This is a genomic window from Chryseobacterium sp. KBW03 (assembly GCF_003852415.1).
GTDB lineage: Bacteria > Bacteroidota > Bacteroidia > Flavobacteriales > Weeksellaceae > Chryseobacterium > Chryseobacterium viscerum.
Map to the genome: position 1 here is coordinate 421509 of NZ_QAJO01000001.1, position 16723 is coordinate 438231.

A 16723-nucleotide genomic window follows, 5' to 3' on the forward strand; every position below is an offset into this window, starting at 1 on the left:
GGCATTATTTTCGACCCAACAGTAAATAGTTTTCATTAAAAACAAATATTTACTATTATATTTAAAACCAAACAAAATAGTAAATAGATATTCAATAACTGTGTAATTTTGAATGGATGAAAAAAATATTTTACATTTTTATAATTTCTATTGCTGCAATTTTAATTCTGAATACCATTGTTTTCAAAGAAATCCCTGAAAAAGAAAAACAGGAACTTCTGAAGGATGTCCGGCAGTATAAACATACCATCAACAGTATTTCTATGGAATACCCGGATGACAGCGACCTGAAGATTCTGGATTCTGTACTTAAGGGCAACAGAATTGTGATGCTTGGAGAAAACGTTCATGATGATGGTGCTACCATGCAGGCCAAAAGCAGGCTGATAAAATACCTTCATGAGAATCTGGGATATCACGTTGTACTCTACGAAGCCGGGCAATATGACTCGTGGATCATGAATGAGGAAATGAAAAACCACAATATGAAAGTTCCGGCAGATTCTATAGGCGGACTTGGTCTTTTTGAATTCTGGTGGAACAATAAGGAAACCAAACCTCTGATCAGTTATTATCAAAAAACGAAAACCTCAGCAAACCCAATAGAACTGGGCGGATTTGATATTCAGTTTTCAGGAGATATTATGTATGAGCGACGTGGCAAACTGTTGAAAGATTTTTTACATAAAAATGATATTGACCTCAAACGCTTTCCAATCCTGACTCAATATATTGATAAGCTTAATTATTTTATGTACGATGGTTTTGTTAAGAGAACTTTGACAGGAAACCAAAAAAAAGAATTTCTTACGGAAATCAGCAAGCTTGAACAGGCAGTTTTAAAGCTGAAAAAAAATCCTGAGAATGACATCTATGCCCGGTATCTGTACGACATGAGGAATAACTTTGATAAAAAATGGAAATATAAAGCCGGATCTATGCAGAGTATGCATTTCAGAGATTCTTTGATGGCTAAAAATCTTATTCACCAGATTGATTCCGTTTATCAGGGCAAAAAGATAATTGTATGGAGCGCCAATATTCACACTTTTGCCAACAGATACAACAAAGGTTATCTGCCGTTGGGAGCCTATATCAAAAGTAAATATGGAAACGCCTCCTACATGATTGATTTTTCATCTTATGCCAAATTGAACACCACGAAAAATCTCACTGATAAACCTGGAAAATTGGCGATTGAAAATACATTTCACGCCATGAAAACCCCATACTTTTTTATCAACCTAAGAACTATTCCGGAAAATTCTGTCTTAAAAAAGGAATTTGTATCCACCATTAATCAGGGAACAGACCAGAAAAAAGTCTGGAGCCAGTTTTTTGACGGAATATTTTACATCGATACCAATACTTTTTTAACACCCACCCAATAATGGAAAGCATTACAACTAAGGATCTCAGCTATACGATAGGTTCTAAAACCATTCTGAACAATATCAATCTCAATATTCCTGAAGGCAGTATCTACGGGTATCTGGGGAGAAATGGAGCTGGAAAATCTACGACTATCAAACTTCTTTTAGGACTTTTGGAATCCAGGGGAGACTCTATTTTCATTCAGAATAAAAGTTTAAAGCAAAACCGGACAGAGATTCTTGCCAATACAGGAAATTTGATTGAATCACCCTGCTTCTATACCAAACTTACTGTTTTTGAAAATCTGAAATATCTGGATATTATCTATGGAAAAGGAAATAAAAGAATCGATGAGGTGCTGGAACTGGTAGATCTCCATAACGAAAAGAAAAAGAAGGCAAGCGCCCTGTCGATGGGGATGAAGCAGCGTTTGGGAATTGCTATGGCCATCTTTCATGATCCGAAACTTTTGATTCTGGATGAGCCCCTCAACGGGCTTGATCCACAGGGTATTTTTGAAATGAGAAAACTTTTCCAGCATCTGAATGAAGAGGGAAAAACCATTTTTCTTTCGAGTCATATTTTGAGTGAACTTGAAAAAACAGCTACCCATATCGGAATTATTGAAGGTGGAGAAATGGTTTTCCAGGGGACAAAGAATGAACTTCTAAGCCAGGTTGAGAAAGAGGTTGTTCTGAAAGTGAATGATACCGAAAAAGCTTTATCTGTTCTCCAGGAATCTTTTTCTGCAGCTCTAAACATTCCGAACAAAATCTCTGTAAAGATCAACGATGACAAAGAATTCAATGGACTCCTCTCAAATCTGATTCAAAACAACATTGAGGTCTATGATATAGAATCTCAAAGCACCAATCTTGAGCAGATCTTCATTAATTTAATTTCTAAAAAAAATGACTAATACCAATACTTTTTTAAAAGCTTTCTCCTCCGAGCAATATAAACTTTCCAAAAACAAAGAGATTTTCGGAATATTACTTATTCCTGTTCTCATCATCTTTGCTGTTGCTTTCTATATTTCGTATGATGTCATCCGCTCAGGGGTTGAAACCGCAGAAGGAACTGTTAATCCATGGAAATCGACATTGGGAAGAACTGTTTTTATGTTCTTTTATCTGCTATTTCCTATTTTGGTTGCTCTTTTTGTACATGCCTGCTGTGATGTGGAATACCGAAATAATAATTATAAAATTCTTTTTACCCTTCCCGTCTCCAAAACGAAAATATTTTTTTCAAAAGCAGCATTCATACAGCTAACGGTTTTTTTCTCTGTCCTTTTATCTTATCTCGCTTTACTTCTAAGCGGATATCTTTTAGGTATCGCTTTTCCACAACTTGGCTTTCAGAATTATGACTTCAGGGAAGTACTATTTTATGTTTTCCTGAAATTTTTCATTACCCTTTCTGCGATCTCAATGGTTCAGCTTACGTTAAGTATTCTTTTCAAAAACTTTATTTATCCTATCGGATTTGGAGTATTCATGCTGCTCTTCACTACGATTATTCATGAGAAAGAATCCGCTGATTTTTTGATTTATATCGGAGGATACAGATCAATGGAGAATTTTCTGAACGAAAATATTGCTTTTGAAAGAATGGATTATGTTAACATAGCCGCCCTATTTATATTCATGGCCACCAGTTTTTATCTTTTTGTAAGGAAGAAAGGGGGATAGAAATGCTGGATGCGGGGAGTCTGAAGATGGAAGTTACCGTTACCTATCAATGAATTGATGTCAATTAACTCCCATTTTAAAGCTTCCTAACCCGAGTATTTACGCGGCTCCTTTTACTTTTGTTTCGTTTTTGGATGCTTCGTATTTTTGTTTTCTAAGCTCACGCTTCATTTTTCTATATTCCCAGGGGGCTACAGCATTAGCATCCTGCCAAAGACCGGCTTTTCTATACTGTGCATTTTCCTGAAGCTTCCCCAAAGAAGCGTCTTTAGAATAAGAGAAATACCACCATCCCAATCCAGCTTTGATAAGTTCTTTGGAAAGGTATTTTCCATTGTCATAATACACCTTCGCAATAGACCTTCCATAACGGTCTGTAGTGGTTTCAACAAAGCTTACCGTTTTCCCAAATACCTGAGCAGAAGTAAACTGTTTAGCATTTTTCCCAAATGCCTGTCCACTTTCCGGACAGTCTACTTCAGCCAGTCTTATTTTTTTTTGTTGATTGCCTTTAAGCAGTAAAGTAATGGTATCTCCGTCTGAAATTTTGATCACTTTTCCGGTTGTCTGTGAGAATAGAAATACTGGGAAAAGTAAGTACAACAGCATTAATCGTTTCATGGGGCAAATATAGGAATTAGTGGGTCTTGTTTAATTAAAAAACCTCGCATTTTGCGAGGTTTTTTTTAATATTGAATTAAGTTATTTGCTTTTTACCTTAAAGTTAGGAGACTTTGCAGACTTGATTTATTTGTGGACCACTTTTATGATTTAACTCATTTATAATTCTTTATATTCTAATGGGTATACATATCCGTTTTTTCTAAAATGTCTTTCTTTTTTTTGATATAATGCTTTATTTGTCACAGCATCATAAAAAACAGTATTAATATCAAAATATTTGGAATTTTTTGCTTCATAAACAGGCTTGCCAATAGTTTTTAATTTTCCATCAGAATAAATTTCAATTTTAGTATTATCTCCTAATTCCGAATAATAAAACCACCAATCTTTAGGTTTATTAAAATAATATCTTTCTTTTGATTTTATCCTTCCAGAATCATAGTAGTTAACCCAATCACCACTTTTATATCCGTTTTTATAATTTCCTCTAATCTTAATTTCTCCATTTAATAAAAATTCTAAATAATCACCATTTCTTTCAAGTTTATCATTAACATAGGAAAACTCGGAAATTTTATTATCAATTAAAACTTTAACAAAAACAGCCTTACCTTGCTCAATAAAAAAGATTTTTTCATCAGAATAAATTGCATATCCTGTATATTTAGAATTCTTATAATAATAAATAAATTCACAATTATAATCAGGTTTTTGAAAAGATGTGTCTGCCAGATTTTCTTTACAGTTTTGCTTTTCTAAGGTTAAATTTCCAATAGATAAGATATTTCCATTAATTTCTTTTGAGGAAGGAAAAGGAACCTCATTTTTAAAAGAAATTGTTTTTAATACAATTCCGTTAGGATCATAATATTTCCATTTACCTATCTTTTTTCCTATATTATAATTTTCTATACTTCTAATGGCTCCATTAATATAATAAGATGTCCATTTTCCATTTTTATCATAATTACTATTGAATAGACCTTCTGAAATTAGCTTCCCATTATTATATATTTTTTTATACATCTTACCAGATTTATAAACTTTAAATAATGCTTTATAATTCAGTCCTTTTTCTTCTATTTTTTTAATAATTCCATTTGAAACATTAGTTGAAATTTCTAAAGTATCAATGTTTTGAAAATATCGACCAGAAAATTTTTTATTATTATATAAAACAAATTTTTCCTTTCCATTATTATACATCTGGATATCTTCAATTGAAATTTTTTGTCCAAAAAATAATAAATTAAATGACATACTTATAATAATCAATACTTTAGTTTTTACTTCCAGAATCATATCCTTGAATAGGTTTATCATAATTATTAATTTCATTTTTATTCAAAATCATTTTGGGGTTATTATGAATTATTAATTTTGTCGATGTTCCCTCAGCTCCATAATTTGGAACACCTAGCATTAAGTTATTTTCATCAACTCCTTTACCATTTAGATCAGATTTAATTTTAAGAGCTCTATCATTCACTAAACCGCCCACTGTATGCGTATTTCCATTACTTTCTTTGACAACATCATCAGCTTGTAAATTTGAACTTCCGGATATACCAATTTTCTGATTACTTTTAATTAGATCACTAGCTACACCACCCAATTTTGAATCCGTATCTTTACTATTAGCATATTCCGATGTATTCGGAATAAAAGGGACATCTATTTCTTTCTGTACAGTTCCCCATACTACAGTTTCAATAGTACCATAGCCATAAGCCGTTTTATTTCCATGACCTCTATAAATTGCTACCGTTGGTTTTGAAGCATCTCCTTGTATAAATGTATATTGGTATTTACCAGGTTTACCTGTCGAGGTTAATTGCTGTTCGTATAAATGGGCTGAGCCTCCTCTATATTTTCTTAAATCAACCTGCTTCCCATTTGGATCAATGAAGTTTATAGGATTTTGGTAAGTATAAATATATGGATTTAGATTTCCCCAGAAATATACTCCTCCATTATGTTCTCCACTACCGTAAAACTGGTTTTCCATTACTGGATGATAGACTGCTAAAGGATCTACCCCATACCAAATACTCGCTCTCGGGTTAAAGTATCTCGCTCCATAATAATATAATCCCGTTTCCTTATCCAGTTCTTTTGCATTGAACTTATATGGATTATCATATACTCCGGTTTGCTGCTCCAGCATTGTTTCTCCAAATGGTAAATTTAAGAAAAACTGTGTTGTCTGGCCAACAGCATTGGTAACATAATTAGCCGTTCCTAAATGATCACCATGAAGATAATATAATCCTACCTGACTTGTAGGTCCATTCAATGTATTTAATTCTGAGACAGAGACATTTCCTATACCTGCTTTTTCCAGATATATTTTAAAATCGGCTTCCGGGTTTGGTTCTTTCAATGTTGAATTCTGATCGGACGTTCTTAGCACATTCAACGGAATGAAAATATTGCTTCCATTCTGAACTCTGCTTGCAAAACGTGTAGATCCTTCAAAATAATGTTTGGTATACTGCCCGTTTAAGGATACCGTTACATATGGATTAGGATACAATGTATAGTCAGTTAGACTTAAGCTCCCCGGATCTACCAATTCTCCGTTCTGATACAGCTGAGAACTTCCATGAAGATTATACTTTATCGTTCTTTCTCCTTTATCGTTGTATGCATAATATTGATATACACCAGAATCATCACTGTAAAAAGCTTTTAAACGATCCTGCTCATCCCAGAACATATGCTTAGAACCATATTCATCAACATGCTCAATGGTATTTCCATTTTCATCATAGGCGAAAAGCTGTTGTGTCCCGCTGGCATTACCGTCAATAATTGACTTCACTTTATGGGTTTCCGGAATATACTTATAGTTATTAGAATACGTATTCAATGGATTCGGAGTTACTCCTACGTCATTGGCAAGACGGATAATATGAACAGATTGACAACGATACGCTGAAAAAATTAAAAGCAATTCAGGAACTCGACAACGATACTAAAAATCATATTTTTGCCACAATAGACGCTTTTATTAAAGCATCTAAACTTAAAAATATTGCTACATTATAATACAAAAGCCTCCCGACCAATTGGCCGGGAGGTTTTTTGTTTATCAGCTCAAAGTCGGGAGACTTTGCGCAGCGGGAAAGAAGCCGGAAATTAGGAAGTTGACACTAACATAACATCTTCTATTTCCCAATAATTATCATGCAATCTTAGTTTAAATATAGCATTTCTACCGTAATAATCTTTTTTTATACGATGGTCAACAAAAACTAATGCTGTTCTTTTAGAAGGATCAAATACAATCTCTGAAAAATAGACAACACCTATCTCACATTCATTTGTATGTTTATCATACTCTGCCAGATCTAGGACTTTTGCGGTACACAAATTAAATTGATTTGCTTTTATAGAACTTCGTATGCTTAAATTTTTAATATCTGGACTATTAGAAAAGTCTTTAAAAGAATCCTTCGTTCTGATTATGCGTCTTGAATAAACCTCGGTATCATCTGTCCCGAAATATGTATTTTTACTTTTAGTAGAATCCATATACAAATTGCAAAATTTTTCAGGATGATTAAAAATTTCGTTGTGCACTTTTGTCTTCTCTTCGATATATAAATCATCATCATGAACTCTTAAACTATCAAAATATCTTTTTTCACCTAAATAGTCTTCTCTAAAAAAATAAGGTATCAACTGATCTGTTAAATCATTATATAGTTTTACATTAGTATCGGTAGATTGACTTACACATTTTTTCATTTCCTCCTTACAATTCGTAAGTAATAAAGAGGATAATAAAATCATAACTATTTTAGTTTTAAAATTCATATTGCTTAGGGATTTTGGATTAATAACATGGTCTTGTTCGCAAATTATCTTTTGGTTTTTTATAATTATCTAAAATAGATGGCATTTTTTGTGATTTCAAGTCCCTGATTTCACGTTGTTGCCTAAAATCTTTTGCAGCATTATTCCTCCTAATTCCATCAAACTTTTCACTAATTATATCACGATCAGAATCAGAAAATTGAGTATCTGTTCCAAAATAAACAGCTTCCCAATTATCTCCTGCATCTCCAATACCACTTTTTGATTTAAAACTCGTCTTAAAAAGTGGGTCAGCTTCCATGGAAACATGGTCAATTGCATAGTCTGCCCAATGACCACCTTCATGAATTATTATTTCTGCTAAATTATCAATATACTTTTTATTTCCTTTATTTTTTGAAACCGTGTTTACTACGCCAGAATCTATTTTAATAACATTGGGATCATCTGGATCAAAATACCCCAAATCAAGTAAACTTTCATTCATTATAACAGTGGGCCCATCTCCATCTCTGAGCATCGTCTGTATCATTTTATCATCTACACCAAATCTCTCCTTAAACGCTCCTCGAAATTCGGAATCTCGAAACACCGCTTTTATAGTTTTTACTGCAGCTGTATATAATGCTCTTTCCTCTCTCGTTGCATTTGCTGGTAATCTAAAATTTCCATCAGGATCAATGTAATTAATAGGGTTGTTTCCACAATATGCATACGGCGACCAACTTGGATACTTCTCCGCTAGCGGATCTACACCATACCAGATACTAGCTCTTGGGTTATAGTATCTCGCTCCGTAATAATACAGTCCTGTTTCTCTATCCAGTTCTTTGGCATTGAACTTATATGGGTTATCATATACTCGTGTTCTCTGTTCCAGCATTGTTTCCCCGAATGGTAAATTTAAGAAAAACTGTATACTCATACCACTGCAATAAATAACATTACAAATGATAAAGACTATTCTTAAAGTACAAAACCTCACAAAATGCAAAGTCACTTATAATATTAAGTTATTTTCTTTTTTTGATCTTAAAGTCGGGAGAATTTGCGGAGCAGGAAGTTTCTTACCCCATAAAGTTACAAATTTTGCAAAGTAGAAGATTATAATCTACTCTAAATTATAATAAATAAACTCATCCAAAAAATTAAATTCTAAATCTAAAAAATAACTAAAATAACCGATTAGTTGTTGTGATAAATATAATTCTAAATAGATATTAATGTTAGGTACTTCAATCGCTATCTTTTCTACAATATTATTTTCATCCTTATCAGAAAAGTTAAAGTTTACTGATATTCTTTTTAAATGTAAATTATCTTCTATGCATTTTTCTTTAATATCATTCATGACTAAATCATACCAATATTTATTAAAATAAACCTCTGCTAAATCAAACAATTCATTTACATCATACTTTTTTGAGTTTTCCATATTGTATTATATTATATTAATGTCCTACAGTACTCCCTGGCGCTTTGTCAAATAAAAAATCTTTTGTTGGTAAAGTCCAAATATAGGGATTTAGGATAGTAGTTATATAAAAACAAAAACACTTCAAACATTGTATCTGTCAGATAAAACACCCATCATCAGAGACTAATTTTTACGCCAGCTATCATTTTAATTTTACCAGTTAAACAGCATAGCTACATAAGTATTTTCAAAAATATTTAAGGGCAAAGCTTCGGCTGTTTTTAAGCAGGTTTCGTCACTCTTCATAATACAGACTTTAAGCAATTCTCCACCATGATGGTAGCCATTTAAAATTAATGCCTGAATACCTTCTTTATCTAAAATCCTGATAAATGCTTTGAATTTATCAATCCTGTCCGCTAATTTGAGAAAGCTTAAATCAATATTAGAAAAAGATATATTTTCATCCGTCACAATTTGAACAAAGCGTTGTCCGATATCATATGCTGTAAGATCTTTAAATTTTTTATCAGCAACTGTAAGGTCAGTTTCCAGACAATCCAGATATACCTTTCTATCAGCTGATAAGTAGTTCTGAGTATGCAGCTTAGATTCTTTTGAGATTTCAATATTATTTCTTCTGAAAGCTCTTTTCCATTCATCTATTTTTATTAAAATATCCATATCTGCATATTCCCATAAAAAAGAATAAACCTTTTGGTCAGGGAAAAGATCACCCATTTGAACTTCGTCTTCATGATGATAAAACAACCAGAAGCTATCGTAGTTCAATTCACTGTGTTTAAAAAAGTTTAAAAGGTAATAATGATGGATATCTCTATATTTCTTCATAAAACATTAATACTTTTTTGGAGGCAATTTCCGTTTTCGCTGGAATAATTATAACTCCCAACAGCCAATATTTATGGGTAGGGAAGAATAATTTTCAACAAAAGCATCATGATCAAAACGATAAAAATAAAAGTCTTCCATATTAATCTCAATTTTATGGATCGTAATTTCCAGATGTAAAAAAAATGCAACAAATTCTTTCACAAAATCATTGATATTAATTATTACACTTTCATCAGCATATAATCCTCCATTGATCTGATTGTCAGAAGAACCGCCTCCCCAATACACAGACCGATCTTCAATAAAAGCAATGAAACAGTCTGCTAGATTCTCCGACAGATTTTCATGAATTACAATTTTAAACTCAAATATATCTTTCATTGTTTAATATTAATGCATAATAGTTTTCACTTGTTTCATAAAGTCATTATACCCAAGTTTCATATAATGTCTTTGGCCTGTACCATGGTTGATTAAAAAACACTCATCACAATAATCACTAAACTTAGCGACATACTTTAAAATATCTTCTTTGTAAAATAGTAAGATATGATTATTCCCTGCCGGACAGTTTGGTCTTGGAAAATACACATCATATCTGCCTTTAAACAGTATCGAATCAATTTTCAGGCTGGGTTTTAAAGAATCTATAAGAGTAAAATTCAATTTTTCTATTTTCGGATAGAGAATACGGTCTTGATCAGATATTTCACTTAGGTATAATTTATTTTTTGAAGCATCAGAGTCCCAAGGCTTTTTATTATATTCATAAACTTTAATACGATCGTATCCGTAGGAACTTGAGTATTCCTTATTGCAGGAAACAAGAAAGCAAAACACTGTGAAAAGAGTGATAATAGAGCTTAGAAATGATAACCTTAATTTCATTTACGGATTGATTTTAATGGTTTTAAAGACTTTTAAAAATACGTCTTTATTCTCTTCGCTGATGTCGCTAACAATAATAGCCATCTTATTTTTGTAAATATCTACACTGTCAAAATGAATTCCGATAGATCCTTTATCCATTTTTTTAGGCAGCATAATCTGAGCCCTGTGCCGATTCATGGTATCGTAGTAATAATAATTAACATTATAAATTCCATTTTTGTAATCTCTATCAGAATTATCAGATAAATAGGCTTTAATTTCTCTGTTATTCTTAAACTTTTCAAAAATTTCAGGTTCCACTGTAACCATATAATTATCTTCCTCAAAAGGTTTATAATCACCATAATAAATATAGCCAATACGTTTATTTCCAGTATTGATGCTATATACCCGTGAATCTTCGGCATGTTCTTTCTTAACGGCAAATGATTTAGGCAAACTAAGTGATACGTTGACAATATTATGGTTAACGAATTCCTGATTTTTACAACAGGATGATAATAGGATTAAAAGACAGCTCAACAGGGAAAAATAATATCCGGATTTCACATTTATATTTTTATATTTCATTGTAATAATGATCTTTTTTTAGTTAATTGAGAACTCTTTTTTGATCTTTGATATTTCAGCCATCAGGTCAGCTTTATAACAATCAATTGAAAGACCCTGAACAGAAGGAAAATTGTGGGATTTCGCATCAAAATAATAGGCGACTTTTTCCGGAAATTCATCTTTATGTTCTTCCAAATACCGCTCAATTTTATCTGCCAGTTCATCATCCAGATAATCCTCTGGAGATTTTACATAAAAACCGAAATTAATGGTATCATTCTGAAACGCTTTTTCCAGTTCGGGAAGGTATATTTTATAAAAATCCTCTTTTTTCATGGTCTATTATTTTAAAAACAAAACACCATGAACAAACAGTTTCAAATTTCAAAAAGGGAAAAAAGGTGAAAAAAAATGAAAAATTTTTCATCATTTTTAAAACAAGTTAAGTCAATGGTTATTAATCAGGTAAAGGTAATGAAAAAGTATTCATGAAAAATTAATTAAAAATTATTCTTCATTTTATTTTTTTATTTGAAAAAGTATTGTACCTTTGCAACCGCAAAAACGAAGTAAATATCGTTACTGATGACACCCTCGGGGCGTAGCGTAGTCCGGTCATCGCGCCTGGTTTGGGACCAGGAGGTCGCAGGTTCGAATCCTGCCGCCCCGACTGTTTTAGTAGTTTTCTCAAAACTACTTAATGGGTGCGTAGCTCAGCTGGATAGAGCATCTGCCTTCTAAGCAGACGGTCAAAGGTTCGAATCCTTTCGCGCTCACTTAAAGACTCACAATTTTTGTGAGTCTTTTTTGTTTTTATCCAAAATCACATAAAGGCTGAAAAGTCGGAACTAACGACATTGAATCTTTTTGAGTGGAAGCCTGACTACAAAGCTTCATCAATGATAAAATCAAGACCAAAACTATTTCTAATAAAATTGCTCACTTATACAATTTGACACAATTTGTTTATTTGTCGAAAATGTATTATTTTTGCACTCATATTTCAGACAATTTTCAGACAATGTCATCTCATACAGAACAAGATCAGCTTTCACAACAAATCCTGGAGACCGCTTCCGGACTCTATCTGAAGTATGGATTGAAGAAAGTAACAATGGATGACATTTCGAGGGCTGTTGGCAAAAGCAGAACGTCTATTTACTATTACTATAAAAATCGTGAGGAGGTTTTTCAGGCAGTTCTGGAGAATTTGATCAAAGAAGTTATTTCTGAGATTGATGCCAATATGAAGAAAATAAAGACTTTTGAAGGAAAAATCCACGAGTTTTGTCTTGCTAAAGTAAAGACCTCAGAAGAAAGATCTTCGTTTTTCAGGGCTATAGAAGCAGGGATGGACAATGAGGAAAAATCAAAGCATATTACCGACGCCCACAACCGAATGATGGAAGCTGAAAGGAATCTGCTGCTTACTTTATTTTCAACAAGCATGAACAATGGTGAAATTCCAAAAATCACCATTGAAGAACAGGAAACCATTGTCTTCATCCTACAGAGCAGTATCCGGGGAATAAGGCGCGAAATGGGCTTAAAAAACAATTTTGAAAATTTGAACAATACAGTGAATACACTGACCTCTATGGTTATTAAACATATCGGTTAAAATTTTTTTATCTCAATTTTGACACTTTTACATTATTTGTCAAATAGTTTATTTTAAAATATGAACAAAATAACTAACATCAGTACATTCCGGGCTTTTAGGAGTACAAATTATACGTTATATTTTTTCGGGCGTTCTGTCTCCCAATTTGGGACATGGATGCAGCGTACAGCCGTAGTATGGGTCGTATACAGTATGACCGAGTCTGCGTTTATGCTGGGGTTGACCATTTTTGCGGAACAGTTCCCTTCCTTTTTATTTTCTGCCTTCGGAGGAGTTGCAGCAGATCGGTACAACCGCTATAAAATTATACAGATCACTCAAATTTTATCATTAATTCAGGCATCTGTGCTGGCTTTCCTGGTAATGACCGGACATCAAAACATATGGAGTTTCATTGTGCTGAGTGTCTTTCTCGGAATTATCAATGCATATGATATTCCGGCACGGCAAGCGATGATCAATGAAGTGGTAACTGATGATGAAGATCTTCCAAGTGCTCTTTCACTGAGTGCAGCCATGGCAAGCATCGCCAAATTAGCAGGCCCTGCCCTTTCCGGAATCATTTTACAAAAATTCGGAGCGGGAACATGTTTTCTGATTAATGCAGGTAGTTTTGCGGCTGTAATGGTTTCCATTTCTTTGATGAAAATAAAGATTATTCCTAAAAAATTAACGAAAAAGGGAACTTTTACAGAATTAGCTGAAGGTTTTAAATATCTCAAAAAAGAACCGTCAATCAGCCTGGTCATCATTATGCTGAGTATTACAGGTTTATTGATCTTGCCATATGATACTTTAATTCCTGTTTATGCCAAAGAAATTTTTAAAGGTGATGCTAAAACATTCGGTTATATATCTAGTTTCATTGGGATTGGAGCTGTTCTCGGCACAGTATTTCTGGCTTCGATGAAGAAAGGAGCCTCTATGAGGAACATTCTTATCCTGAGTACAACTATTTTGAGTATTGGATTGATCTGTTTTTCGTACGCCACCAATTTCTACTGGTCTATGTTTTTTGCGGCGCTAACAGGACTGGGAGGTGTTGCACAGTTTACCACCTGTAACATTATTGTGCAGTCTGAAGTGATTCCCGAAATGCGATCAAGAGCAATCAGTATTTTGCTGACTGCCATATTCGGGATGCTGCCTCTGGGGAGTGTACTTATCGGATTTGTTTCGGAGAAAATAGGAGCGCCAAAAACCTTGTTGATAGAAGGAATTGCAGGTATTTTAATTGCCGTTGTCTTCAGACGTTTATTATTCAAAAAGAATAAGACCAAAACTGTCAACAACCAACTTTTAGAAGAATCAGAAGAACAATTCATTAATAAAGTATAATTAAAATGGAAAACAAAAAAACAGCATTATTGGTGATGGATATGCAGTCATCAATACTCAGTGGCTTATCTGATACACAAGAATTGGTATCTCATGTCAAAGAGGTTATCAAAACCGCAAGAAACCGCCAAATTCCGGTTATTTATATTACAGTAGGGTTCAGACAGGGAATGCCTGAAATAAGTGCCAATAATAAAGTATTCTCAGGTCTTAAGCAGCATATGGGAGATGTCAACATGAAAGAATGGGTAACTATCCATCCTGACCTTAGTCCCGAAGAAAAAGATATCATCATTACCAAAAAAAGGTTCAGCGCTTTTACCGGAAGTGATCTTGAGGTTGTCTTACGGGGGTTGGATGTTCAGCATCTGGTACTGACCGGAGTATCCACCAGCGGAGTTGTTTTATCGACCTTAAGAGAAGCTTCGGATAAAGATTACAGACTCACTGTGATTGAAGACTGTTGTAAAGACGGGGATGAAGAGGTACATAATGTGCTAATGAATAAAGTTTTCCCAAGACAGGCCGATGTTATCATGGCAACTGATTGGTTAAAATAAACGGAGAATAATAAAATAGCCGGCAGATTCTAATCCATCCGTTTCATAGGATGAAAATACCGTTTCACTTACTTATTTTACTGCATCAGTTTAACTTTTACTCCAAGAGGAAGTAATACATCCTAATTTTACATGGTAAACCTAACGAAAGGTTACATAGTTAGTTTTTTAATTAGTATCAAAAGAGGCATTGATTAAGGATCAATAAAAATCTTTTTGTGCAACTTAATTCCTTGTAGCCATTTATGGCTCAATTATACACTTAATCATGTTTGGGTAGGATTGGTTTGTTCCAGTCCTATTTTTTGTTTTTTCCGGCAGATGGCAAAGATTTCCAATGATGTTTATGGATATAGATGAGATTATTTTAATAGGTAATTAAAATCGGAATTCTTCAATAGATGGATCGTTAAGCAGAACCCTTGTACATATTTCATGTTTTTTCGCAGCTCCCTGTACACGCCAGTTAATGGTATATTGATCTCCAATTCTCACTTGTTTTCCTCTGACTGATTTCAGATGGTGTTCTCTGAAAATCTGCTCATATTTTTCTGCTATCCCATCCTGGTAAGGAAGCGTCATTTGATACGTATAGCGAATGCTTATCTTTTCGATGATATTCTGAACATATTTGAACATGATAAGCAGTAAAAATACCACGATGGAGCCCACAGTAGCCTCCTCATAATATCCCGCGCCTATTGTCATTCCCAGGGAAGCACAAATCCATATTGTAACGGCTGTTGTAAGGCCGGACACTCTGTTTTCTTCTTTAAAGATCACTCCTGCTCCTACAAAACCTATTCCTGTAATAATATTGGCCGCTATACGATCCGGACTTCCCGGACCTCCCAAACTCATGGAAAGCATAGTAAATAAACACGATCCCAATGTCACCAGAATCATCGTCCTCAGCCCTGCAGATTTCAGCTGGTATTCCCGTTCAATTCCTATGATACCTCCTACGAAAACCGAAAATAAGATGGGGAGAAGATCATCAAGTAAATCCATTTGTGTAATTTTTATTCTCTAAATTTATTTGATTTTTTTCAATTGTAAAAGATCTTTACACAAAAAAACCGCTGTAGATACAGCGGTTTTTTATATTCAGAATACTTATTATTTCAGTTTGTAAGAATTTCCGTTCCAAAGATACGTTTTGGAAGAGTGTTTTTTCTTCTCCCGATCCTTTTCATCCACTTCCATATCTTCTACTTTAAGGATAAATGCGTTGGAGATTCCTCCTTTATCATTAGGAAAAATAAATTCTTCACTGTGATAAAAAGCACCGGCATCCCCTACGTTCATTAATTGTGGAAGCGCAATCAGTTTTTTATCTTTAAACAGAACATACTGATCATAGCTTGCGATTCCACATGCTTCACCGGAAACCAATGCTTTCAGGGTACATTCAACATTCTGCAGTTTGTGACTGCTTTCTATATTGAAAGATGCAGAACTTAACTCCTCCCCTTTTCCTGTATCAAAATACACCTCATCAATGAGTGTATTTCCTTCCATTACTTTTATTCCGGCAATATTCTTCTTTTCGATCTCGTTATATTCTTTATTCTTTCTGTCAATTGTTTTGGAAAGTCCAAAAAGGAAATCATACCCATTTTTATTACGGTATCCTACACAAAGGTTACCACCCCAGACATATCCTTCCAATGTATTTTCTCCTTTCTGATAAGAAATTTTATACCAATTGGCGGTTCTTTCGCCCAACTTCAGGACGGTATCTTCTTTTTTAAGAATCACCACCTGCTGATTGGTCTGTAATGAGTCTATAATCTTAGTATCCACTCCGGGATCTAATCTCACTCGGGTCCAGTCTGTAAAAATCTTCTGAGCCTTATTCTCTTCAAAACCAAAGATTCCATCTGCATATACTTCATTTTCTTGAGCTGTAAAAAACTGCAGCATCAGTATAAATAAAGCGGTCCATAAAGTTTTCATATTCGTATTTTGT

Annotated in this window: 19 protein-coding genes and 2 tRNA genes; 8 read left to right on the forward strand and 13 right to left on the reverse strand. The window is 33.7% G+C overall.

The features are described from left to right. The first annotated feature begins 116 nt into the window (after nt 1–116). From DBR39_RS01795 to DBR39_RS01805, 3 genes are read left to right on the forward strand one after another with little or no spacing between them, the layout of a single operon-like run. A complete protein-coding gene (locus DBR39_RS01795; RefSeq protein ID WP_124530589.1) occupies nt 117–1391 on the forward strand; it encodes an erythromycin esterase family protein in 1275 nt (424 codons plus the stop codon). Then, nucleotides 1391–2293, forward strand: coding sequence for an ABC transporter ATP-binding protein (locus DBR39_RS01800; RefSeq protein ID WP_124530590.1), 903 nt, complete (start codon nt 1391–1393; stop codon nt 2291–2293). The genes DBR39_RS01795 and DBR39_RS01800 overlap by 1 nt, the downstream gene beginning before the upstream one ends. Continuing rightward, nucleotides 2286–3068, forward strand: a complete 783-nt coding sequence (locus DBR39_RS01805; protein WP_124530591.1) for an ABC transporter permease — start codon at nt 2286–2288, stop codon at nt 3066–3068. The genes DBR39_RS01800 and DBR39_RS01805 overlap by 8 nt, the downstream gene beginning before the upstream one ends. A 99-nt stretch (nt 3069–3167) precedes the next feature. Here the strand turns inward: DBR39_RS01805 and DBR39_RS01810 are convergent, their stop codons facing one another. From DBR39_RS01810 to DBR39_RS01860, 11 genes are all read right to left on the reverse strand, one after another. Beyond that, a complete protein-coding gene (locus tag DBR39_RS01810) occupies nt 3168–3689 on the reverse strand; it encodes a thermonuclease family protein (RefSeq protein WP_124530592.1) in 522 nt (173 codons plus the stop codon). Between the two features lie 159 nt (nt 3690–3848). Next, nucleotides 3849–5030, reverse strand: a complete 1182-nt coding sequence (locus DBR39_RS01815) for a toxin-antitoxin system YwqK family antitoxin (RefSeq protein ID WP_124530593.1) — start codon at nt 5028–5030, stop codon at nt 3849–3851. Further along, nucleotides 4972–6648: an RHS repeat-associated core domain-containing protein gene (locus DBR39_RS01820; protein ID WP_124530594.1), complete on the reverse strand. Its 1677-nt coding sequence runs from the start codon at nt 6646–6648 to the stop codon at nt 4972–4974. The genes DBR39_RS01815 and DBR39_RS01820 overlap by 59 nt, the downstream gene beginning before the upstream one ends. 185 nt (nt 6649–6833) lie before the next feature. Further along, nucleotides 6834–7514 (reverse strand): hypothetical protein, encoded by a 681-nt coding sequence (locus tag DBR39_RS01825; RefSeq protein WP_124530595.1) that lies wholly within the window; start codon nt 7512–7514, stop codon nt 6834–6836. Between the two features lie 19 nt (nt 7515–7533). After that, nucleotides 7534–8439, reverse strand: a complete 906-nt coding sequence (locus DBR39_RS01830) for an RHS repeat-associated core domain-containing protein (protein WP_124530596.1) — start codon at nt 8437–8439, stop codon at nt 7534–7536. 186 nt (nt 8440–8625) lie between these two features. After that, nucleotides 8626–8949, reverse strand: a complete 324-nt coding sequence (locus DBR39_RS01835; protein WP_124530597.1) for a hypothetical protein — start codon at nt 8947–8949, stop codon at nt 8626–8628. A gap of 195 nt (nt 8950–9144) precedes the next feature. Then, nucleotides 9145–9783 carry a hypothetical protein gene (locus DBR39_RS01840; RefSeq protein ID WP_124530598.1) on the reverse strand — a complete coding sequence of 213 codons (639 nt, stop codon included), beginning with the start codon at nt 9781–9783 and terminating at the stop codon, nt 9145–9147. Between the two features lie 48 nt (nt 9784–9831). Further along, a complete protein-coding gene (locus tag DBR39_RS01845) occupies nt 9832–10167 on the reverse strand; it encodes a hypothetical protein (RefSeq protein ID WP_124530599.1) in 336 nt (111 codons plus the stop codon). A 9-nt stretch (nt 10168–10176) separates the two neighbouring features. Further along, nucleotides 10177–10674 (reverse strand): hypothetical protein, encoded by a 498-nt coding sequence (locus DBR39_RS01850; protein ID WP_124530600.1) that lies wholly within the window; start codon nt 10672–10674, stop codon nt 10177–10179. Continuing rightward, on the reverse strand, nt 10675–11247 hold the full coding sequence (locus tag DBR39_RS01855) for a hypothetical protein (protein WP_124530601.1): 573 nt from the start codon (nt 11245–11247) through the stop codon (nt 10675–10677). It lies immediately after the preceding gene. Between the two features lie 18 nt (nt 11248–11265). Then, nucleotides 11266–11565, reverse strand: a complete 300-nt coding sequence (locus DBR39_RS01860) for a hypothetical protein (protein ID WP_124530602.1) — start codon at nt 11563–11565, stop codon at nt 11266–11268. Between the two features lie 259 nt (nt 11566–11824). On the opposite strand from DBR39_RS01860, the gene DBR39_RS01865 reads away from it, so the two are divergent. The 5 genes from DBR39_RS01865 to DBR39_RS01885 all read left to right on the forward strand — a co-directional run bounded on the left by DBR39_RS01865 (nt 11825) and on the right by DBR39_RS01885 (nt 14751). Then, nucleotides 11825–11899: transfer RNA gene (locus DBR39_RS01865), tRNA-Pro, on the forward strand. Between the two features lie 32 nt (nt 11900–11931). Next, nucleotides 11932–12005, forward strand: a tRNA-Arg gene (locus DBR39_RS01870). A 245-nt stretch (nt 12006–12250) separates the two neighbouring features. Next, nucleotides 12251–12850, forward strand: a complete 600-nt coding sequence (locus DBR39_RS01875) for a TetR/AcrR family transcriptional regulator (protein WP_185147113.1) — start codon at nt 12251–12253, stop codon at nt 12848–12850. Between the two features lie 60 nt (nt 12851–12910). Continuing rightward, a complete protein-coding gene (locus DBR39_RS01880) occupies nt 12911–14191 on the forward strand; it encodes an MFS transporter (RefSeq protein WP_124530604.1) in 1281 nt (426 codons plus the stop codon). Between the two features lie 5 nt (nt 14192–14196). Next, entirely contained in the window at nt 14197–14751 is a 555-nt protein-coding gene (locus DBR39_RS01885; RefSeq protein WP_124530605.1) for a cysteine hydrolase family protein, read from the forward strand. A gap of 378 nt (nt 14752–15129) precedes the next feature. On the opposite strand, the gene DBR39_RS01890 is transcribed toward DBR39_RS01885, so the two are convergent. Together DBR39_RS01890 and DBR39_RS01895 are read right to left on the reverse strand one after the other, a co-directional pair. Continuing rightward, nucleotides 15130–15762 (reverse strand): MgtC/SapB family protein, encoded by a 633-nt coding sequence (locus DBR39_RS01890; RefSeq protein ID WP_124530606.1) that lies wholly within the window; start codon nt 15760–15762, stop codon nt 15130–15132. 108 nt (nt 15763–15870) lie between these two features. Next, on the reverse strand, nt 15871–16710 hold the full coding sequence (locus DBR39_RS01895) for an SH3 domain-containing protein (protein ID WP_124530607.1): 840 nt from the start codon (nt 16708–16710) through the stop codon (nt 15871–15873). Nucleotides 16711–16723 lie beyond the last annotated feature (13 nt).